The 20275-nt window shown below is 38.2% G+C and carries 20 protein-coding genes, 2 tRNA genes and 3 rRNA genes; 17 read left to right on the top strand and 8 right to left on the bottom strand.

Annotated features, from left to right (window positions below; genetic code table 11):
- Window positions 1-99: 99 nt before the first annotated feature.
- Window positions 100-546 (bottom strand): Fur family transcriptional regulator, encoded by a 447-nt coding sequence (locus tag G6W45_RS08165; RefSeq protein WP_084042191.1) that lies wholly within the window; start codon window positions 544-546, stop codon window positions 100-102.
- A 150-nt stretch (window positions 547-696) separates the two neighbouring features.
- Here G6W45_RS08165 and G6W45_RS08160 point away from each other — a divergent pair, with 150 nt between their 5' ends.
- Entirely contained in the window at window positions 697-906 is a 210-nt protein-coding gene (locus G6W45_RS08160; protein WP_002942234.1) for a hypothetical protein, read from the top strand.
- 91 nt (window positions 907-997) lie between these two features.
- On the opposite strand, the gene G6W45_RS08155 is transcribed toward G6W45_RS08160, so the two are convergent.
- Window positions 998-1660 carry a lipid-binding SYLF domain-containing protein gene (locus G6W45_RS08155; RefSeq protein ID WP_194168144.1) on the bottom strand — a complete coding sequence of 221 codons (663 nt, stop codon included), beginning with the start codon at window positions 1658-1660 and terminating at the stop codon, window positions 998-1000.
- A gap of 117 nt (window positions 1661-1777) precedes the next feature.
- On the opposite strand from G6W45_RS08155, the gene G6W45_RS08150 reads away from it, so the two are divergent.
- Window positions 1778-2386, top strand: a complete 609-nt coding sequence (locus G6W45_RS08150; protein WP_194168143.1) for a trimeric intracellular cation channel family protein — start codon at window positions 1778-1780, stop codon at window positions 2384-2386.
- A complete protein-coding gene (locus G6W45_RS08145) occupies window positions 2383-3369 on the top strand; it encodes an SAM-dependent methyltransferase (RefSeq protein ID WP_194168142.1) in 987 nt (328 codons plus the stop codon). The genes G6W45_RS08150 and G6W45_RS08145 overlap by 4 nt, the downstream gene beginning before the upstream one ends.
- Here G6W45_RS08145 and ybaK read toward each other — a convergent pair.
- Complete coding sequence (ybaK, locus tag G6W45_RS08140; protein WP_194168141.1) at window positions 3358-3840, bottom strand: Cys-tRNA(Pro) deacylase; 483 nt, start codon at window positions 3838-3840, stop codon at window positions 3358-3360. The genes G6W45_RS08145 and ybaK overlap by 12 nt on opposite strands.
- 58 nt (window positions 3841-3898) lie before the next feature.
- On the opposite strand from ybaK, the gene fliL reads away from it, so the two are divergent.
- The 3 genes from fliL (at window position 3899) to G6W45_RS09680 (ending at window position 5748) form a co-directional block, all read left to right on the top strand.
- On the top strand, window positions 3899-4435 hold the full coding sequence (fliL, locus tag G6W45_RS08135; protein WP_084042196.1) for a flagellar basal body-associated protein FliL: 537 nt from the start codon (window positions 3899-3901) through the stop codon (window positions 4433-4435).
- Window positions 4432-4776 (top strand): holo-ACP synthase, encoded by a 345-nt coding sequence (acpS, locus tag G6W45_RS08130; RefSeq protein ID WP_194168140.1) that lies wholly within the window; start codon window positions 4432-4434, stop codon window positions 4774-4776. Before fliL ends, acpS begins: the two co-directional genes overlap by 4 nt.
- A gap of 144 nt (window positions 4777-4920) precedes the next feature.
- On the top strand, window positions 4921-5748 hold the full coding sequence (locus G6W45_RS09680; protein WP_196780162.1) for a Cj0814-related protein: 828 nt from the start codon (window positions 4921-4923) through the stop codon (window positions 5746-5748).
- 145 nt (window positions 5749-5893) lie between these two features.
- Here G6W45_RS09680 and radA read toward each other — a convergent pair whose 3' ends face one another.
- Genes radA through G6W45_RS08105 form a run of 4 tightly spaced genes read right to left on the bottom strand, consistent with a single transcriptional unit; the run spans window position 5894 to window position 9062 of the window.
- Window positions 5894-7234 carry a DNA repair protein RadA gene (gene radA / locus G6W45_RS08120; RefSeq protein WP_194168139.1) on the bottom strand — a complete coding sequence of 447 codons (1341 nt, stop codon included), beginning with the start codon at window positions 7232-7234 and terminating at the stop codon, window positions 5894-5896.
- Window positions 7209-7571, bottom strand: coding sequence for a VanZ family protein (locus tag G6W45_RS08115; protein WP_072594348.1), 363 nt, complete (start codon window positions 7569-7571; stop codon window positions 7209-7211). The genes radA and G6W45_RS08115 overlap by 26 nt, the downstream gene beginning before the upstream one ends.
- Window positions 7564-8430 carry a signal recognition particle-docking protein FtsY gene (ftsY, locus tag G6W45_RS08110; protein WP_194168138.1) on the bottom strand — a complete coding sequence of 289 codons (867 nt, stop codon included), beginning with the start codon at window positions 8428-8430 and terminating at the stop codon, window positions 7564-7566. Before ftsY ends, G6W45_RS08115 begins: the two co-directional genes overlap by 8 nt.
- The gene (locus tag G6W45_RS08105; protein ID WP_054196779.1) at window positions 8430-9062 is read right to left on the bottom strand and encodes a TlpA family protein disulfide reductase; all 633 of its coding nucleotides are present in this window, start codon (window positions 9060-9062) and stop codon (window positions 8430-8432) included. Before G6W45_RS08105 ends, ftsY begins: the two co-directional genes overlap by 1 nt.
- 49 nt (window positions 9063-9111) lie before the next feature.
- Between G6W45_RS08105 and G6W45_RS08100 the strand changes: the two genes are divergently transcribed.
- The 11 genes from G6W45_RS08100 (at window position 9112) to G6W45_RS10115 (ending at window position 19925) form a co-directional block, all read left to right on the top strand.
- Window positions 9112-9744 (top strand): 5-formyltetrahydrofolate cyclo-ligase, encoded by a 633-nt coding sequence (locus G6W45_RS08100; protein ID WP_072594346.1) that lies wholly within the window; start codon window positions 9112-9114, stop codon window positions 9742-9744.
- Window positions 9677-11230: a ribonuclease Y gene (gene rny / locus G6W45_RS08095; protein ID WP_194168137.1), complete on the top strand. Its 1554-nt coding sequence runs from the start codon at window positions 9677-9679 to the stop codon at window positions 11228-11230. The genes G6W45_RS08100 and rny overlap by 68 nt, the downstream gene beginning before the upstream one ends.
- 9 nt (window positions 11231-11239) lie before the next feature.
- Window positions 11240-11836 (top strand): lipid-binding SYLF domain-containing protein, encoded by a 597-nt coding sequence (locus tag G6W45_RS08090; protein WP_054196777.1) that lies wholly within the window; start codon window positions 11240-11242, stop codon window positions 11834-11836.
- Complete coding sequence (locus G6W45_RS08085; RefSeq protein ID WP_021091280.1) at window positions 11836-12402, top strand: DedA family protein; 567 nt, start codon at window positions 11836-11838, stop codon at window positions 12400-12402. Before G6W45_RS08090 ends, G6W45_RS08085 begins: the two co-directional genes overlap by 1 nt.
- Window positions 12399-13739 carry a DUF945 family protein gene (locus G6W45_RS08080; protein WP_194168136.1) on the top strand — a complete coding sequence of 447 codons (1341 nt, stop codon included), beginning with the start codon at window positions 12399-12401 and terminating at the stop codon, window positions 13737-13739. Before G6W45_RS08085 ends, G6W45_RS08080 begins: the two co-directional genes overlap by 4 nt.
- A gap of 265 nt (window positions 13740-14004) precedes the next feature.
- Window positions 14005-15515 (top strand): 16S ribosomal RNA (locus tag G6W45_RS08075).
- A gap of 94 nt (window positions 15516-15609) precedes the next feature.
- Window positions 15610-15686, top strand: a tRNA-Ile gene (locus G6W45_RS08070).
- Between the two features lie 12 nt (window positions 15687-15698).
- Window positions 15699-15774, top strand: a tRNA-Ala gene (locus tag G6W45_RS08065).
- A gap of 326 nt (window positions 15775-16100) precedes the next feature.
- Window positions 16101-19004: ribosomal RNA gene (locus G6W45_RS08060) — 23S ribosomal RNA — on the top strand.
- Between the two features lie 133 nt (window positions 19005-19137).
- A 5S ribosomal RNA gene (gene rrf, locus G6W45_RS08055) occupies window positions 19138-19256 on the top strand.
- Together the 16S, 23S and 5S rRNA genes with 2 tRNA genes alongside form the textbook arrangement of a ribosomal RNA operon.
- Window positions 19257-19478: 222 nt before the next feature.
- The gene (locus G6W45_RS10115) at window positions 19479-19925 is read left to right on the top strand and encodes a ComEA family DNA-binding protein (protein WP_196780161.1); all 447 of its coding nucleotides are present in this window, start codon (window positions 19479-19481) and stop codon (window positions 19923-19925) included.
- Window positions 19926-20072: 147 nt separating this feature from the next.
- On the opposite strand, the gene G6W45_RS08045 is transcribed toward G6W45_RS10115, so the two are convergent.
- Window positions 20073-20275, bottom strand: a 203-nt coding sequence (locus G6W45_RS08045) for an Rrf2 family transcriptional regulator (protein WP_242039087.1), incomplete at its 5' end; no start/stop codon positions are given.

Here is a 20275-nt window from a genome sequence, read left to right as displayed (position 1 = left end):
TCATCCTTTTTTTAATTGCGTATTATCTATTTCATAGCTTAAATAAATCTGAAATTTTTTTGTCTTTCATTATCAAAAAGTAAAATGAAATGATAAAATTTAATTTCCATTTTTCTCTTGGCAATCACTGCAAATACCATAAAGTATCATTGTGTGCGACTGCTCGCTAAAATTTTTTTCTTTGCAAATTTGCTCTTGCCTTTGCTCTATTATCTCATCTTCAAAATCAACTATCTTTTCACAAATTTCACATATCAAATGATCGTGCGATGATTTTAAATTTAGTTCAAATTTCTTTACTCCATTTTCTTCAAAGCAGTTTGCAAGATGATGCATTTCTAGAAAATTTAAAAACGAGTAAATTGATGTCATTGAAATTTCATTCTTGTGGATTTTGTAAATTTCTGAAGAAATTTCTTGAGCACTTAGATGAGAGTTACTAATGAAAAGTACATGCAAAATTTGTTCTTTTAACTCTGAGCTTTTTTGCCCAAAGGCTTCTAAAAACTCTTTAAAATGCTTATAAAATAGTTCAAAATTATCCACAAAAACCTAACTAAAATGATAATGAATATAAGGATTTTACAACTTTACTTATAAAAAAAGCATAAAATTTCTTACGAATTTCAAGTAAAGTATTTTATAAGATTGTTTTGGTATAGTGTCGCATTTTTTAAATCAAAATTAAGGAATAAAATGACTTACGACGAGCTTGAATTAGACGCCGTTTTGTTAGAGGTTTTAGAAAATAGAGGCAGTTTTGATTCTATGGATGACGAGGAGCTTTACGAGCTTATCGAACAAGTTGCACAATATACAGATGGCGATTACGAAGAAGCGTTTGAGTATATGACTCAATTTTCTCCAATCCCTAAAAAACGCTTTGTTTCACTATTTATGGTTTAGCAAAAAGCTAAGCCATAACTTCTATAAAATTAATCAAAAAAGTAAAAATAAAAAGAGCTCTTGACCCACTTAATGAGCCAAGAAATTTGAGCTATAAGAAGTATTTTGAGATTATTTCTTTAAATTTTAGAGTGTATTTACTAGCTTTTGGGCTATTGTTGTAGATATTTTCAAAATCATACATTCGCTCATAGTAATCATTTGTATCTTGTATATTTATTTTAAGCCTTGCTACATCTAGGCTAACGCCTACAAAAGCACCACTTGTCTTGCCGCGTTCCTCAGCAAATGCTGAAATTTCAGGCAAATCACTTGTGATCGCTACTTCGTTACCAACACCACCAGTTGCTTCTGCTTTTAGGCTGATCGTATCTTTTGCATTAAATAAATTTGCATAAGCTTCTGAATTTTTAAATAATATGATCATATCAGCTGAGCTGTAACCAAGTTGTAAGCCTATGCTACCAGATGTGTAATTTACAAAAAATGGGCTTGACCATTCATCATCATCGTTTTTAGCGATAAATACGCCTTTGCCTGTTGATCCAGTTACAACAGCGCCTGCTTTTGTTACATCAGGGATTATGGCGATCGCTTTTATGCCTTCAAATTTAGTGTTTGGCTTTAAATTTCTCGCACCAAAAGCATTTAAAATATTTATTGCATTTTTTAGCTTTTGATTTTGGATCACATCAGCATTTAAGCATGGCGTGAAAAATAAACCAGCAAGAAATATGATCAATAGTCTTTTCATTAAAATTCCTTCCTTAAATTTTTCGTTATTATAGCCTAAAATAAACTAATGGTAAAAATATTATTAATGATTTTTTATGAGAGTTCATTATAAAATGCGACCTTTTAAGGAAAAAATATGAGTTTAATACTTTTTGTCGAATACGTCGGTATCGCATCAGCTGCACTTAGTGGCTTTTTATTTGCAGTAAAAAAGGAGTGTGACTGGCTTGGAGTCTTTTTGTCTGCATTTTTGACTGCACTTGGTGGCGGTATCATGCGTGATATGCTTGTTGGTAGGGCGGTTTATTCATTTACACACTACATGCCAGTAAGCGTTGTTATTTTTATGTTGATTGTTTCAAGAGTGGCAAATTTACACATAAAAAGAGAAGGTTTGGAGCGAAAATTTGTATTCATTTTCGCCGATGCGATCGATGTTATTTGTTTTTCGATCGTTGGAGCAATGGTTGCTATTGAGTACAACTACAACATCTTTGGTGTGATGATGATTGCCTTTTTTAACGGCGTTGGCGGCGGTATCTTAAGAGATATATTGCTAAATGAAATTCCATGGTTTTTACGCACTGGACTTTACGGCACGATAAGCCTTGGTGTGGGGCTTGCTTACTTTGTGCTACATCATCTAGGCCTTACCAATATATTTTTTACTATGCTCTTGCTTGCTGCTGGCATAACGGTTAGGATGTTTGCATTTTATAGAGGCTGGAAGCTGCCAGATCTATGAAATTTAGCGAGTTTTTTGATATCTGGGTCAATGAAAACTACTATAAATTTGGCGTAGATATCGGCAAAAAGGGCGATTTTTACACAAATGTAAGCGTTGGCTATCTCTTTGGCGCCTGCCTTGCAAACTACTTTTTAAAGCTGCTTAGAAACGGCGAAATTTCTAGCTCTTGTAAGATCGTGGAGATCGGTGCAAACTCAGGCGAAATGCTTGCTGATTTTGCGCAAGGAATTTTTACGCTTGAGCCAGAAATTTTGCCAAATTTAGAGTTTATAATCATCGAACCTCATGAAATTTTACGTAAAAAACAGCTTGAGACTTTTGCAAAACGCTTTGGCGATGATATCGAAATAAAACACTATGAAAATTTAGACGAGTGCTCGTTTGATGAAATTTTTGTCATCTCAAATGAGCTACTTGACGCATTTAGCTGCGAGGTGATAGATGGACAAAATATGCTTTTTGTGGATAGCGATCTAAAATTTCACTGGCAAAAGGCGGATCAAAATTTACTAGCTCTTGCAAAAAAATTTGGCATAAAAAAGGGCGAGATATCAACTAGCTACGCTAAATTTGCGCTCCAACTTGCAAGTGCAGCAAAAAAGGTGAGATTTTTAAGCTTTGATTACGGCGAATTTGAGCCAAAAAATGAGTTTAGTTTAAGGGTTTTTAAAGACCATCAAGTATTTTCTTTATTTGAAATTTCAGATCTTGAGCCGTATTTTAAAAGATCGGATCTAACTTATAGCCTTTGTTTTAAACAAGTAAAAGAGGCTTTTTGTGAGGCTGGCTTTTTGATGCTTAATTTTAAAAAACAAAACGAAGCTTTAGTTTGCGATCTTGGTGTGGATGAAATTTTATCTTTAGTGCTTGAAAAAGGTAGCAAGCAAGCCTATGAAAATGCAGCTAAACAGGCGAAATTTCTACTCTCACCCGAGTTTTTAGGCGAGAAGCTTAAATTTATAGAGTTTTTAAAGAGCTAGCCTAGCGATATTGGCAAAACTTGCCCCACAAGCCTTTAAAAGGTCATTTGGAGCTATCTTTATCTGCTTGCCTCTTACTCCAGCACTTACTAACACGTATTCTTGCTCTTTTACACGTTCATCGATAAATATTGCAAAGTGTTTTTTCATCGCAAGCGGTGAGCAGCCGCCCCTGATGTAGCCAGTGATCTTTTCTAAGTCTTTTAAATTTATAAGTTCGCAGCGTTTGGCGCCACACGCGTGAGCAAGTGCTTTTAGATCAAGCTCCAAATCACCCTGCAAGCAAGCAACAACGAAATTTTTAGGCTCACACTCGCAAACGATAGTTTTGTAAATTTGCTTTATATCTTGCTTGGTGCTAGCTGCTACGTGGAGGGCTGAAAGATCGTTTAAATCAACTTCATACTCTAAAATTTCATAATTAATTTTTAGCTTATCTAAAGCTCTGGCAGCATTTGTCTTATGTATCATTTTTTCTCATTTTTGCGAATTTTTTGTATAATTATAGCCAAAACTTAAAGGAGGAAAGATGGCTGAAGAAGTTGAAGAGAAAAAAGCAAAAAAAGGTGGCAATGGTGCATTAATGATAATTATCATTGCGATATTTGTTTTGCTGCTAGTTATTGGAGGGCTAGTTGCGTTTTTGATGCTTAGTTCTGACGAGCCAAAAGAGGCAAATATGATGCAAGCACCAGCTCAGACTCAAACGCAGTCCATGCCAGCTCAAAATAAGGCAAAGCATGGTAGCAACGACTATTCAAATATGGGACCGATATATCCGCTTGATCAGTTTATTGTAAATTTGCTTAGCGAAAATGGCTCAAGATTTCTTAAAACCAAGATTGATATGGAGCAAAGCGATGAGTTGCTAACTCCTGAGCTTGATAAGAAAAAGGCACTTTTAAGAGACATTATCATCAGGACACTTTCGTCAAAAACTTATGAAGAAGTAAGTACCGCAAAAGGCAAAGATAGGCTAAAAGACGAGATCGTGGGCAAGCTAAATGAAGTGCTAAATGATGGCTACATCAAAAATATATTTTTTACTGATTTTGTGGTGCAATGATAGGTATTGATATCGTTAAGATAGATAGAATTTCTAGACTTAAAGCTCGTTACGGCGAGCTTTTTTTAAAAAAATTTCTTAGTGATGACGAGATCACGCTAGCAAAAAACGATACGACTTTGGCTGGATTTTGGGCGGCCAAAGAAGCAGCTAGCAAAGCCCTTGGTGTGGGCATCAGCAAAGAGTGTGGCTTTTTAGACATTGTACTTAGCAAAGACGCAAAAAACGCACCAAAGATAAAATTTAGCCCAAGAATTTATACAAATTTTAATATCAAAGAAGCAAGCCTTAGCATAACTCACGATGGCGGATTTGCCGTAGCTGCAGTGATGATTGTCTAAAATTTATGCATTTTTACAAAGCTTTTTAATATCTTTTAACTGCTTCTGATAAATTTAAAAAACGTATTTTTATAAAATTTTTTAAAGAAAAGACGATATCTTTAATCAAGATTTAATGGAGCTAAAGAAACTAAGGATAGTAAAATGCAAATTTCTAATAACCTCCCAACCACTAACTACCTCTCAAGAGAGAACATAGCAAGAGAGATGGGCTTTAAATTTAATGATATAAACGAGATACTTAGTAACGATATGGGATATGGTATGAGCTTTCCTAAATACGCAGGGCTTGATAGAAAATCTCAAGCTGCGGCTTACGATAGACACATATATCCACTATCTGGCTTTACAAAAGGCGATGAAGCAAAAGTCACTATCATAGGAAAGCTTAGAGGTTATGATCCTAACTTTACAAGCGAGCAGCTATCAGATCTTAAAAATTTCATAAATGAAAGCAAGGGCTTGTTTGTAGAGTATATACAAGGTCAGCAAGCAAAACCAGACAATGATAAGCCAAAAATTTTAAGAGATACCCCATACACTGTAAATGAATTTTTAAATGAATATCGCGGCAATAGCGATTTGCTATTTGTGCAAAACTCAAGGACTATTGATCTGCTTGATAGCGATATGAGCATCGATGAGTTTAAAGAGGAGTGGGCTAAATATGCACTAAAAGAGCGGTTTAATATAACTCTATCTGGCGAAGATGCTAAAAATGCTGTTAATATATTAAAAGAGTTAAACGAAAAAGGTGTTCAGAATATAGATAACCTTGAAAAAGAAGACAACGCCAAAGAGAAGAAATTTACACCTATACAAGTTACTAAAAAATCTCACACCTATAAGCTTGAAGCCGATGAGAGATTTAAAGAGCTTTATAAATTTATAAAGAGTGAATTTGATAGTGGCAAGAGCATGTTTGAAATTTTAGAAAAAGTGGCAAAGCTTAAAGTGGATAAGAGTGCATAGGTGTTTTATAAGCAAAGAATGGAATTTTTATAATTTAAATTTCAAAGAAAAAGCATAGATATCATAAGACTTATGCAAAAGATAAATTTCAAAAAACATGGCCTAGCCAGCAAAGTATTGATATTAAGTCGCTGGCAAGACAAATTTACATCCACTCAAGCACTTGCGTGATATCTTTTGCGTAAAAGCACCTTAGTCCTTGCGTGTCAAGTGGTTTGTTTGGGATGATAGCATTTTTAAATTTCTGCGTTTTTGCCTCTTTTAGTCGCTGATCTAGGTTGAAAATTTCTCTTATTTCGCCGTTTAGGCTTAGCTCGCCGATGAATACGCTATCCTTGCTAATAGGGCGGTTTTTGAAGCTACTGATTATCGCTGCTATGACGGCTAGATCGGCCGCAGTCTCGCTTATTTTAACGCCACCTGAAACGTTTATGAAGACGTCGTAGTGTCCAAGTGGAATTTCTAGTTTTCGCTCAAGTAGGGCTAGCAGCATATCTAGACGGTTTCTCTCAAAGCCAGTCGAACTTCGTTTTGGATAGGCACTTTCGCAAACAAGTGCTTGTATCTCGATGCTAAGTGCTCTTGAGCCTTCCATTATGATGGTGATCGCACTGCCACTCATCGCCCCGCCACGTGTGAAAAATTTACTCGAGACTTCATTTGCGCTCACGAGTCCGTGCTGGCTCATCTCAAAGATGCCAACTTCGCTTGTCGAGCCAAAGCGGTTTTTAAATCCACGTAAAATTCTCAGCTCTCTGCTCGCGTCGCCCTCGAAATAAAGTACCACATCGACCATGTGTTCAAGTACTCTAGGTCCTGCGATCGAGCCCTCTTTAGTTATGTGTCCGATGATGAAGACGCAGATATTTTGGCTCTTTGCAAGTCTCATTAGCTCAAATGTGATCTCGCGAACCTGCGTGATCGAGCCTGGAGCGGAGGTTATATTTTGGCTATAAAGCGTTTGTATGGAGTCGATTACTAGCACCTTGTAGTCGCTCTTTTGCGCCTCTAGCATGATATCTTCTAGGCAAATTTCAGTTAATAGGTATAAATTTTTATCCACCGCATTTAGCCTATCAGCTCTCATTTTTATCTGGCTTTGGCTCTCTTCGCCACTTACATAGAGCGTTTTTTTACCGTCTTTTGCTAAATTTGAGCCGATTTTTAGAAGCAAGGTTGATTTGCCAATTCCTGGGCTGCCGCCTATTAAAACTAGCGAGCCTTCGACAACGCCACCACCAAGAACGAGGTCTAGCTCGCTATCTTTGGTGCTAAATCTCGTGAAATTTTGAATTTCAACTTCGTCTATGCTTATGGCTTTGCTAGGTGTGCTAGCACTTTTTGCTATCTCTTTGCTTATCTTTATCTCTGCTTGACTAAGCTCGATAAAGCTATCCCAAGCACCACATTGTGGGCATTTGCCCAGCCACTTTGCCTGTTGATTACCGCAGGCTTGACACTCAAAAACTGGCTTTGCTTTTGCCATAAATTATCCTTTTTAAAATTTCAACTACTATCACTCCAAAAGCCGCTCCGATCATGTCAGCCACGATGTCAAGCAAGCTAAATTCCCTATTTGGTAAAAACGCCTGAACGAGCTCTATTTGCACACCAAAGGCTAAAAGTAGGGCTAAATTTTTTAAAATTTTAAACTCATAGCCAAGGTAGAGCAGTATATAAAGGACGAAAAAAGCTAAAAAATGGTTAGCTTTATCCCACGAATTTTCGATGATAGTAGGAGATTTTGGAGTAAATGCAAGAAAATCAATTGCCAAAAGAGCAGCGAAAAAGCAAATTTTACTAAGAAATTTTACCCTACTCAAAAATGGCGTCCATTAGCTCGTCTAAAAACTCGTCTGGATTAAATTTGATGATATCATCCATGCTCTCGCCAACGCCTATATAAAATATAGGTAGCTCAAGCTCTCTTGCCACGCCAAATAGCGCTCCACCCTTTGCGGTACCATCAAGCTTTGTGATGATGACACCATCAAGCGAGACAATATCGTTAAATGCTTTCGCTTGCGCAACTCCGGCGTTACCTTGCGTACCATCAAGAATCAAAATTTTTCGGTGAGGTGCCTTTTCGTAAGCCTTTTTGCTAATACGAACGATCTTTTCTAACTCGTTTGCTAAATTTGTCTGGTTTTGAAGTCTGCCGGCTGTGTCAAGGATGACTCGGTCGATACCTTTTGCAAGGGCTGAGCTGATCGTATCGTAAGCAACAGCCGAAGGATCATGCCCTTGCTGTGTGGCGACTATTGGCACATTTAGTCTAATTGACCACTGGCGGAGCTGCTCGATCGCTCCAGCTCTAAATGTATCACAAGCGCCCAAAATAACGCTTTTGCCATTATTTTTATATAAATTTGCTAGCTTTGCGATGGTTGTCGTCTTACCAGCACCATTTACGCCGAGGATAAGATCGACAAATGGCTTATCAGGCTCGATCACACGCTCATTTTCGTAGATAAAATAGCTACTCATAACGCGCCTAAGATCAGCTCTGCTCACTTCATCTTGTGGCGGTAAGTAGTATAAAATTTCTTCCACGATCGCGTAAGCTACGTCGGCCTCAAGTAAAATTTCTTCTAAGCTTTCTTTGTCTATCTTTTTTGACTTCTTCGCTGAGCTTATCGCTCCAAAAGTCTTCTCAAGGCCTTTTTTTAGAAAATCAAGCATTATTTTGTTGCCCTATTTATGTCATTTTCAAGCATCTCTTCAGGCACAAGACCGATGTAGCCTTGAACGTAGTCGCCATTTGCTTTAAAAAGTGCTGACGCAGGCAAGCCTTTTATGCCACCCATTGCTTTTTCAAATAAAAAATTTCCTTCGCCAACTGCGACTTCATATTTTATTTTATATTTTTGAGCAAAATCTTTTACTTCATCTTCACTTTTGTCTTCAAGTAGCACACCAACGATATCTAGCTCGTTTTTAAATTTCTCGCTTAGGTTGTTTAGGTGAGGGATCTCAGCCTTGCAAGGAGGGCACCAAGTGGCGAAAAATACGTAAAGTGTCGCTTTTTTGCCATCTTTTACATCAAAGCCATTGCTTCTTTTTGTAATCTGCATAGTTGCTCCACTTAGCAGCTTTAGATTTATCTCTTTTATCTCGCTATCTTGGGCATTTTCACTCATTTTTGGAGTGAGTGAGTCTTTGCTTAAATTTTCATCTTTGCTAGCATTTTTATCTAAAATTTTGCCTTGCGTTTGTTCGCTTGTATTTTGCTCTTTTTTTTGCTTGTTCTCGTCGCCGCATCCAAAAAATGCAAAAATGCAAAGTGATGTTATAATTGCTCGTTTTAATGTCATAAATTTCCTTTTGAATAAGATTTCAGGATTATACAAGAAAGAGCATAAAATGAGCGTTAATTTAGAAAAAAATGAATTTAGAAAAAATGCAAGAGCAAATTTGATAAAACTTACTAAATTTAAGGCCAAATGCTCGCACTATAAAGCTACAAAAACGCTTTTGAAATTGATAAATTTTACAAATTCTAAGAAAGTATTGTTTTATTTGCCACTTAACTACGAAGTCGATGTGCTTAAAATAAGGCGAAATTTATCACGTAAATGTGAAATTTTTGCCCCTTTTATGGTAGGTCTTAGCTTAAAGATGGTAAGATTGCGACTGCCATTTATAACTTATAAATTTAACGTCAGACAGCCATCTGGCAAAAAAATGAATAATGTTAGACTTGATATGGCAGTAGTTCCAGCGATTGGGGTTGATGGAGCTATGGCTAGGATAGGGCATGGAAAAGGATTTTATGATAGATTTTTTGACTCTTTGCCTATTAAGCCAAAACGGATAGTTTTTCTTGAGATAAAAGACTTTTATACCAAAGATGTGCTTTCAAATACACAAGACGCGGTAGCAGACTTTTATATAACCCCAAATAAAAATTATATAAAAAGAGGAATAAATGATAGAGGTTTTAATAGGCTTAGGAGCCGGTGTGGCGGGCGTTGGAGCAGGGTATCTATACGCTAAAAAGATAAATGATGCAAACTACAACATCTTCTTAGAACAAGCAAAAGCAAAAGCAAAAGCAATAGAATACGAAGCTGAACTAACGCTTAAAAATTCTAAAATTTCAGTACAAGAGGCTGAATTTGAGGCTAAAAAAAAATACGATGACAAGACGACAAAGCTTCAAAAAGAGTATGCAAGTAAATTTGATGAACTAGCCAAAAAAGAGAAAATTTTGCTAAATGAGCAAGAGCTTTTAAACGAAAGTAAAGAGCTTTTTGAAAAGGATAAGCAAGACGCAAAGATAACTTACGAAGAGGGCTTAAATTTAAAAGCGACTTATCAAAACAAGGTAGAAGAAGCGATAAGAGTGCTTGAGCATGCTGCTGGCTTAACAGAAGAAGAGGCAAAAGAGGTCGTACTTAAAAAGGTCGAGGAGAAGTCTCGTGCGGATATTGCTCACATAGTCAGAAAATACGAAGAAGAAGCCAAAAGAGAGGCTAAAAAGAGGGTTAATTACATTTTGGCGCAGGCTACGTCGAGATTTGCTGGAGAATTTGCGGCTGAGCGTCTGATAAATGTCGTAAATATTAAAAACGATGAGCTAAAAGGTAGGATCATTGGCAAAGAGGGACGTAACATCAAGACCCTTGAAATGGTGCTTGGCGTTGATATTATCATTGATGACACACCACATGCGATCATCTTAAGCAGCTTTAACCTTTACAGACGTGCGATCGCAACAAGAGTGATCGAGCTTTTGGTAGAGGATGGAAGAATCCAGCCTGCGAGGATAGAAGATCTTCACAAGAAAGTGACTGAAGAATTTGAGCAAAGCATACAAGAAGAGGGCGAAAACATCGTCATGGATCTTGGTCTAAATAAAATTCATCCAGAGATCGTAAAACTAATAGGCAAGCTTAAATTTAGAGCGAGCTACGGTCAAAATGCCTTGGCTCACAGCCTTGAAGTAGCTCACCTTGCTGGTATCATCGCAGCTGAGTGTGGTGGAGATGAGAAGCTTGCAAAAAGAGCTGGCATACTTCACGATATCGGTAAGGCGCTAACTCACGAGTACGAGGGCAGTCACGTTGATCTTGGAGCAGAAATTTGTAAACGCTATAAAGAGCATCCAGTAGTCATTAACGCCATCTATGCTCACCACGGCCACGAAGAGGCAACAAGTATAGAAAGTGCGGCTGTTTGCGCAGCTGACGCACTAAGTGCGGCTCGTCCAGGTGCAAGGCGTGAGGTGCTTGAGAGCTTCTTAAAGCGTGTCGAAGAAATCGAAAATATCGCAAAAAGCAAAGATGGCATCAAGCAAGCTTATGCGATCAACGCTGGCCGTGAAATTCGCGTCATTGCAAATGCCAAGCTCATAAACGACGATGAGGCCGTACTTGTAGCAAAAGAGATAGCTCAAGAGATCGAGAGCAAGGTGCAGTATCCTGGTGAGATAAAAGTAAGCGTCATCAGAGAGACTCGCGCTGTTGATTTTGCAAAATAACGGCAAAATATGAAATTTCTTTTTTCAATTTTATTATTTTTCTCACTTGGCTTTGCCAGCGAGGAGCTTGTGCTGGACTCGGCAAACTCGTTTATAACAACTATGAGAGGCGCTAGAAACGCTCCTATAAAAGAGCTAATCGAGCAGTCAAAAGCGACGATCATCTTTCCAAGTGTTAAAAAGGTCGGTTTTGTAGTTGGTGGTATGGGTGGAGATGGCATTATGGTTGTTGGTAACATTAACTCGCCAAGTGAAATTTTACCAGTTAGCATAAGTGGCGGTAGCATCGGTATACAGCTTGGTTATGAAGATAGTTCGCTTGTGCTTTTTATATTTAAAGATAGCATTATCCACGATATTAAAGATGCCAAGATCACGCTTGATACAAAGCTTTCAGTAGCTTTTGGTGACATTGGACGCAATTACAGTAAAGTAAGCGATTTTAAATTTTCAAGTGATATTTACGCATATGCCGCAAATGATGGTTTCTTTGCGGGAGCTAGCTTTGGTGGAGCAGTCATCAGTGCAAGGGAAGAAATTTTAAAGCAAAGTGGCTATGCCTATGAACAGCTAATAGCCTCTGCATCTAAACTTTTAGGAGATTAATGCAAGATATCATAAACTCAGTTTCAACATACGGCTATATTGTATTGTTTTTTTATAGCCTTGGTGGCGGCATGGTTGCATTAATCGCCGCTGGAATTTTAAGTTTTGCCGGTAAGATGGATATCACTCTTAGTATAATTGTCGCTGCTGTGGCAAATACAATCGGCGACACGTTAATTTTTTATGTCGCAAGATTTAATAAAAACTCACTTATGCCTTATATCAAAAATCATAAAAGAAAGCTTGCTTATGCAGGAATTTTGGCCAAAAAACACGGCGATAAGATAATATTTATCAAAAAATTTATCTACGGAGTTAAAACTTTGGTTCCTATCGCGCTTGGACTTACGAAGTATTCATTTTATAAATTTAGCATTATAAATTTGATCTCGTCAGTACTTTGGGCGGTCATTATCGGATTTGCTAGCTTTAAAGCGGGTGATTATTTTGTAGGTGCAAGCGACTATCTTGGCGAGCATGGATATATTATGCCTCTTGCTATGGTTTGTTTGTTGCTTGGAATTTGGTTTTTTTTACAACATATTACAAAAAGGAGAAAAGCATGAAAAAGGTGATATCTGCTTTAATCGTGGTTATCGTGGTGGCCATTGGAGCGGTTTATTTTGCTTCAAATGAGGTGGAGAAAAACTATCAAAGGATAGTGAATGATCTAAACAATATTAAGGGCTTTAAAATTTCTAATAACAATTACAAAAAAGGTTTTTTTGGTTCAAAAGGATCATTTGATTTTAGTGTTTCAAAAGATCTTTTGGAAAATATATTTGGTAAAAATGTAAATGAGGATTTGGTTTTTAAAGTAGAAAATGAAATTTCTCATACAGCGCTTGCTTTTATAGATGGCTTTGAAATAGACTCAAAAATTTCTATTCAAAACGATATGATTAAAAATATTATCGCAACATTTATGGGTTCAAATGTCATTGCAACAACTAAAACAAAAGTCAGCCTAACTGGCGATAAAGATGTGGATATTAAATTTAGTAATATTGAATTTAACGATAAGCAGAAAACTGCCGTTAATACAAAAGATATAAAGATTGGTATGACGCTTGATTCAAAAGATAGTATAAACAGCTTAAAAATTGAAGCAGATAAGATTGTTTTGAAAGATTTTAGTGAGTACAACAAAGTTGATCTAAATATCGAAGGGTTTTATATTGACTCAAGCTATAAAGAGCCAGTTAAGATTTCAAAAATTTTAGAGAGTCAGCTTGTACCTTATCTAGCAAAAGTTAAATTTAAAAGGGTGTCTTTCGCATCTAATGATATAAGTAATATTTTGATAGATGACTTTAAGTATGACTCAAAATTTGAAATCTCAAATGATCTTGGAAGATCGGACGATGTTATAAAAATAGGTATAGTAGCAGTTGATAAAGTAAAATATACAGATTTTGTCTTTGATAGCAAAATCGCAAATATCAATGTGCCTGCATTAAATAATGTATTAGACAAGCTTAATAATTTAAATAATGAAGAAAATTATAATGTTTTAGCTGGATTAAATTTTGATGAGATAATAGATCAAATCTTAGAAAAGAATCCAAGCATAAAAATAGATACATTAAGCTTTAAAAAAGGAGATAAGGCTTTAAAGCTAAATTTGGATGCAGCAGTAAATGGCTTTAAAAAGGGAACAAATCAGTCAGAAATTTTTGATAAATTATCTCTTAGTGGAAAAATAAGCGTCGACGAAAGTCTAGCGAATTTTTTTGATACATTAGTGCCAGAAGTAGCTTTTGTTGAGCCTACTTTGATATCTACTGGATATTTTAAAGAAGAGGACAAAAAAGTAATAAGTGAATTTAAATATGATCCAAACAAAAAAGATATTATATTTAATGGAAAAGTTGGACTTCAAAATTTCTTTATGGGTTTTTAAAAAATTAGCCTGATTTTTATCTGCATTTAAGCATCACTTCTATATACTTCACTTTCTGTTTTGCAAAACGCAGAGCAGAAAGTTCTTTTAACTTACAATTGTTAAACTATTAGTCAATCTTTGAAATCTAAACAAGTGATCGATTGAGCCAGTCTATTATTTTATAATTTATAATAGATTAGACAAACTAATAAATAAAACTAAAAGTTTTTTTGATTAAAAACTTCATAATAAAATCCTATCAAATAAATTTTGCTAGGTAATTAATATGGAGAGTTTGATCCTGGCTCAGAGTGAACGCTGGCGGCGTGCCTAATACATGCAAGTCGAACGGACAAGTAAGAGCTTGCTCTTATGAGTTAGTGGCGCACGGGTGAGTAATGTATAGCTAATCTGCCCTACACTAGAGGACAACAGTTGGAAACGGCTGCTAATACTCTATAATCCTGTCTTACATAAGTTAGATAGGGAAAGTTTTTCGGTGTAGGATGAGGCTATATTGTATCAGCTAGTTGGTGAGGTAATGGCTCACCAAGGCTATGACGCATAACTGGTCTGAGAGGATGATCAGTCACACTGGAACTGAGACACGGTCCAGACTCCTACGGGAGGCAGCAGTAGGGAATATTGCTCAATGGGGGAAACCCTGAAGCAGCAACGCCGCGTGGAGGATGACACTTTTCGGAGCGTAAACTCCTTTTGTTAGGGAAGAATAATGACGGTACCTAACGAATAAGCACCGGCTAACTCCGTGCCAGCAGCCGCGGTAATACGGAGGGTGCAAGCGTTACTCGGAATCACTGGGCGTAAAGGACGCGTAGGCGGATTATCAAGTCTCTTGTGAAATCCTATGGCTTAACCATAGAACTGCTTGGGAAACTGGTAATCTAGAGTGAGGGAGAGGCAGATGGAATTGGTGGTGTAGGGGTAAAATCCGTAGAGATCACCAGGAATACCCATTGCGAAGGCGATCTGCTGGAACTCAACTGACGCTAATGCGTGAAAGCGTGGGGAGCAAACAGGATTAGATACCCTGGTAGTCCACGCCCTAAACGATGTATACTAGTTGTTGCTAAGCTAGTCTTGGCAGTAATGCACCTAACGGATTAAGTATACCGCCTGGGGAGTACGGTCGCAAGATTAAAACTCAAAGGAATAGACGGGGACCCGCACAAGCGGTGGAGCATGTGGTTTAATTCGAAGATACGCGAAGAACCTTACCCGGACTTGATATCTAACAAATCATCTAGAGATAGAAGAGTGTCTGCTTGCAGAAATGTTAAGACAGGTGCTGCACGGCTGTCGTCAGCTCGTGTCGTGAGATGTTGGGTTAAGTCCCGCAACGAGCGCAACCCACGTCATTAGTTGCTAACAGTTCGGCTGAGCACTCTAATGAGACTGCCTTCGTAAGGAGGAGGAAGGTGTGGACGACGTCAAGTCATCATGGCCCTTATGTCCGGGGCGACACACGTGCTACAATGGCATATACAATGAGAAGCAATATCGCGAGATGGAGCAAATCTATAAAATATGTCCCAGTTCGGATTGGAGTCTGCAACTCGACTCCATGAAGCCGGAATCGCTAGTAATCGTAGATCAGCCATGCTACGGTGAATACGTTCCCGGGTCTTGTACTCACCGCCCGTCACACCATGGGAGTTGATTTCACTCGAAGCCGGAATACTAAATTAGTTACCGTCCACAGTGGAATCAGCGACTGGGGTGAAGTCGTAACAAGGTAACCGTAGGAGAACCTGCGGTTGGATCACCTCCTTTCTAGAGTACATATAGATATTCTCTCACAAGATATCTATAAGAAAGATATTCTCAATCATCCTTGTTTAGTTTTGAAAGATTGATAGACCTATAGGGGCCTATAGCTCAGCTGGTTAGAGTGCACCCCTGATAAGGGTGAGGTCACAAGTTCAAGTCTTGTTAGGCCCACCAGAGAATTTAATTGGGGAATTAGCTCAGCTGGGAGAGCGCCTGCTTTGCACGCAGGAGGTCAGCGGTTCGATCCCGCTATTCTCCACCATAAAATAGTTTAACTATATTAAGTCTAATTAGAGAGCTTAAAAATTAAACTTTCTAATTAGACTTTTGTCTAAATGTTCTTTTAATTAATATTGTTAATAGTCACAAGCAAGTTTTAAAAACAATTTTACAGGACTTGTTAAAGATTTAAATTTCTATTCTCTTTGCATTTAATGCAAAAGTTTGACATCACAATCTATTTAGGATTTAAAACTTATCTAAATAGTAGTCAATGCTTTCCGTCTTGAGAGCTAGAATTTAAATATAGTAACATAAAGTTATCTTTAACAAGGAAGTGATGCGAATTAGAATAATCTAATATAGAAAAGGTAAGCTACAAAGAGCAAGTGGTGGATGCCTTGGCTAGTAGAGGCGATGAAAGACGTGCCAGGCTGCGATAAGTCTCGGGGAGCCGTCAAGGGGCTTTGATCCGGGAATTTCTGAATGGGGCAACCCAGTTAAGCGCGAGCTTAACTACCTAATATGGAGCGAACGAGGGGAATTGAAACATCTTAGTACCCTCAGGAAAAGAAATCAAAAGAGATTACGCTAGTAGCGGCGAGCGAACGCGTAAGAGGGCAAACCGTTAGTTTACTAACGGGGTTGTAGGACTGCAATATAGACTAAACTTAGCTAATAGAATAATCTGGAAAGATTAAGCATAGAGGGTGATACTCCCGTATATGAAAGCTTTGTTTTACTTAGCAGTATCCTGAGTAGGGCGGAACACGTGATATTCTGTCTGAAGCTGGGTAGACCACTATCCAACCCTAAATACTACTACTAGACCGATAGTGCACAAGTACCGTGAGGGAAAGGTGAAAAGAACTGAGGTGATCAGAGTGAAATAGAACCTGAAACCATTTGCTTACAATCATTCAGAGCCCTATGATTTATCAGGGTGATGGACTGCCTTTTGCATAATGAGCCTGCGAGTTGTGATGTCTGGCAAGGTTAAGGAAACCCGGAGCCGTAGCGAAAGCAAGTCTTAATAGGGCGTTTAGTCAGACGTTGCAGACCCGAAACGATGTGATCTATCCATGAGCAGGTTGAAACCGGTGTAAGAGCCGGTGGAGGACCGAACCCGCTAGCGTTGAAAAGCTATGGGATGACTTGTGGATAGGGGTGAAAGGCCAATCAAACATCGTGATAGCTGGTTCTCTCCGAAATATATTTAGGTATAGCGTCATGTAGTAACACTGGGGGGTAGAGCACTGAATGGGCTAGGGCATACACCAATGTACCAAACCCTATCAAACTCCGAATACCTAGTGTGTAATCATGGCAGTCAGGCGGCGAGTGATAAAATCCGTCGTCGAGAGGGGAACAACCCAGACTAACAGCTAAGGTCCCTAAATCTCATTTAAGTGGAAAACGATGTGGAGTTACTTAAACAACCAGGAGGTTGGCTTAGAAGCAGCCATCCTTTAAAGAAAGCGTAATAGCTCACTGGTCTAGTGATTCTGCGCGGAAAATATAACGGGGCTAAAATGAGTACCGAAGCTTTAGACTTAGTTTTACTAAGTGGTAGGAGAGCGTTGTATTTGCGTTGAAGGTATACCGGTAAGGAGTGCTGGAGCGAATACAAGTGAGCATGCAGGCATGAGTAGCGATAATTGGGGTGAGAATCCCCAACGCCGTAAACCCAAGGTTTCCTACGCGATGCTCGTCATCGTAGGGTTAGCCGGGTCCTAAGCAAAGTCCGAAAGGGGTATGCGATGGAAAATTGGTTAATATTCCAATGCCAACTATAATGTGCGATGGAAGGACGCTTAGAGTTAAGCAAGCTAGCGGATGGTAGTGCTAGTCGAAAGGTGTAGGTTAAGATCCAGGCAAATCCGGATCTTTTTAAGCCGAGACCCCATAGGCGTTTGAAGTTCTTCGGAATGGATAGCGAATTGCCGATACTGTCGAGCCAAGAAAAGTTTCTAAGTTTAGTTATAGTTGCCCGTACCGTAAACCGACACAGGTGGGTGGGATGAGTATTCTAAGGCGCGTGGAAGAACTCTCTTCAAGGAACTCTGCAAAATAGCACCGTATCTTCGGTATAAGGTGTGCCTAACTTTGTGAAGGATTTACTCCGTAAGCATTGAAGGTTACAACAAAGAGTCCCTCCCGACTGTTTACCAAAAACACAGCACTCTGCTAACTCGTAAGAGGATGTATAGGGTGTGACGCCTGCCCGGTGCTCGAAGGTTAATTGATGACGTTAGCTCTGCGAAGCGTTTGATCGAAGCCCGAGTAAACGGCGGCCGTAACTATAACGGTCCTAAGGTAGCGAAATTCCTTGTCGATTAAATATCGACCTGCATGAATGGCGTAACGAGATGGGAGCTGTCTCGAAGAGGGATCCAGTGAAATTGTAGTGGAGGTGAAAATTCCTCCTACCCGCGGCAAGACGGAAAGACCCCGTGGACCTTTACTACAGCTTGACACTGCTATTGGGATAAAAATGTGCAGGATAGGTGGGAGGCTTTGATCCATAGACGCCAGTTTATGGTGAGCCATTGTTGAGATACCACTCTTTTTTATTCTGATAGCTAACTAGCTTGAGTTATCCTCAAGTAGGACAATGTCTGGTGGGTAGTTTGACTGGGGCGGTCGCCTCCCAAAATGTAACGGAGGCTTACAAAGGTTGGCTCAGAACGGTTGGAAATCGTTCGTAGAGTATAAAGGCATAAGCCAGCTTAACTGCGAGACATACACGTCAAGCAGAGACGAAAGTCGGTCTTAGTGATCCGGTGGTTCTGTGTGGAAGGGCCATCGCTCAAAGGATAAAAGGTACCCCGGGGATAACAGGCTGATCTCCCCCAAGAGCTCACATCGACGGGGAGGTTTGGCACCTCGATGTCGGCTCATCGCATCCTGGGGCTGGAGCAGGTCCCAAGGGTATGGCTGTTCGCCATTTAAAGCGGTACGCGAGCTGGGTTCAGAACGTCGTGAGACAGTTCGGTCCCTATCTGCCGTGGGCGCAAGAAGATTGAGGAGAGTTGACCCTAGTACGAGAGGACCGGGTCGAACCAACCACTGGTGTACGAGTTGTTCTGCCAAGAGCACCGCTCGGTAGCTATGTTGGGATGTGATAACTGCTGAAAGCATCTAAGCAGGAAGCCAACTCCAAGATGAATCTTCTTTTAAGAGCTCATATAGACTATGTGTTTGATAGGCTGGGTGTGTAATGGATGAAAGTCCTTTAGCTGACCAGTACTAATAGCTCGTCTGCTTATCTTTTAATAAGCATCACTTCCTTGTTAAGGATAAAAACTTAATAAGATATGTTTTTATAAAACTTTGTTTATGACTTTTAACTTTATCAAGTAGTGTTAAATAAGAGATTTATATGATATATCTTTTATTTAACACTGCCCGTGACTATACAGACGAGGAAACGCCTTGCTCCATCTCGAACCAAGAAGCTAAGCTCGTCCTGGCTGATGATACTCTCCCTTACTGGGATGTTGGAAAAGTAGGTCGTTGCGGGCTTTGTTAATTTTTAATCTTCTTTATCTAAACAATCTTCTTTTAGTATTATTTTTTTAATTTATAACAAAATATCAAATCTTACATTTATTTATATTTTTAAATAATCAGACTTTTTATCTTTACATTTATAAATATCTTTTAGCTTATGCTTTTATACGAATATTGACTAAAAACACCAAATATGATAGACTCCAAACCCAAATTTACCCAAAAAGGACAAAAATGAAAAAGATTATATTCTCACTATTAGCAGCAGCTTCTACATTACTAGCAGCCATAAATTTAAACACCGCCACAAAAGAAGAGTTAATGAGCTTAGATGGTATAGGTTCTTCAAAGGCAGATGCAATAATAGAGTATAGAAAAGCGAATAAATTTAACTCAATAGAAGACATAAAAAATGTAAATGGTATAGGTGATAAGACATTTGAAAATCTAAAATCAGATATATCAGTATCAGGCACTACAAAGATAGATGACACAAAATCAAAAATAAAATCTAAAAAAAATGAGATAAAAGAAAAAGCAAGTAAAAAGAGTGATGAAGTAAAAGAGAAAAAAGATAGTGCAAAAGATAATAGTATAAAAGAGATAAAAGATAAGAAAGAAAAGCTAAAAGATAAAGCAGAGAAAAAGAGTAAATCTAAAAAAGAGAAAAGCAAAGAGTAATAAAAGCTAGAAATTTATAAAAATTCTTACATAAAGTATATAAAAATAGTTAGGAGTACATGGTGCTCCTAATAAATAAAATAGATTGGTTTTTTATATATCTGCCCACTTTTTAATTCTATAACTTAGTTTACCTACTTTTAAATTTTATAAATTAATAAGTTCATCTAATAGATCTTGTAAAGTAATGCTTCTTAGTTCACTTTCTAAAGCTTCTTGTGCTTTTAGGAAGTGGTTGGTTAAGAGGCCTTCGATCTTGCCACCAAGCGGGCAGGCTTTAGGTGAGTCAGAGTGGATCTTAAAAAGTTTTTCTTTATCATTTACTGCGTTAAAAATTTGAAGGAGGGTTA

Origin of the sequence: Campylobacter concisus (assembly GCF_015229955.1) — a bacterium.
Taxonomy (GTDB): Bacteria; Campylobacterota; Campylobacteria; order Campylobacterales; family Campylobacteraceae; genus Campylobacter_A; species Campylobacter_A concisus_AT.
This window is presented reverse-complemented; position numbering and strand designations above follow the sequence as displayed.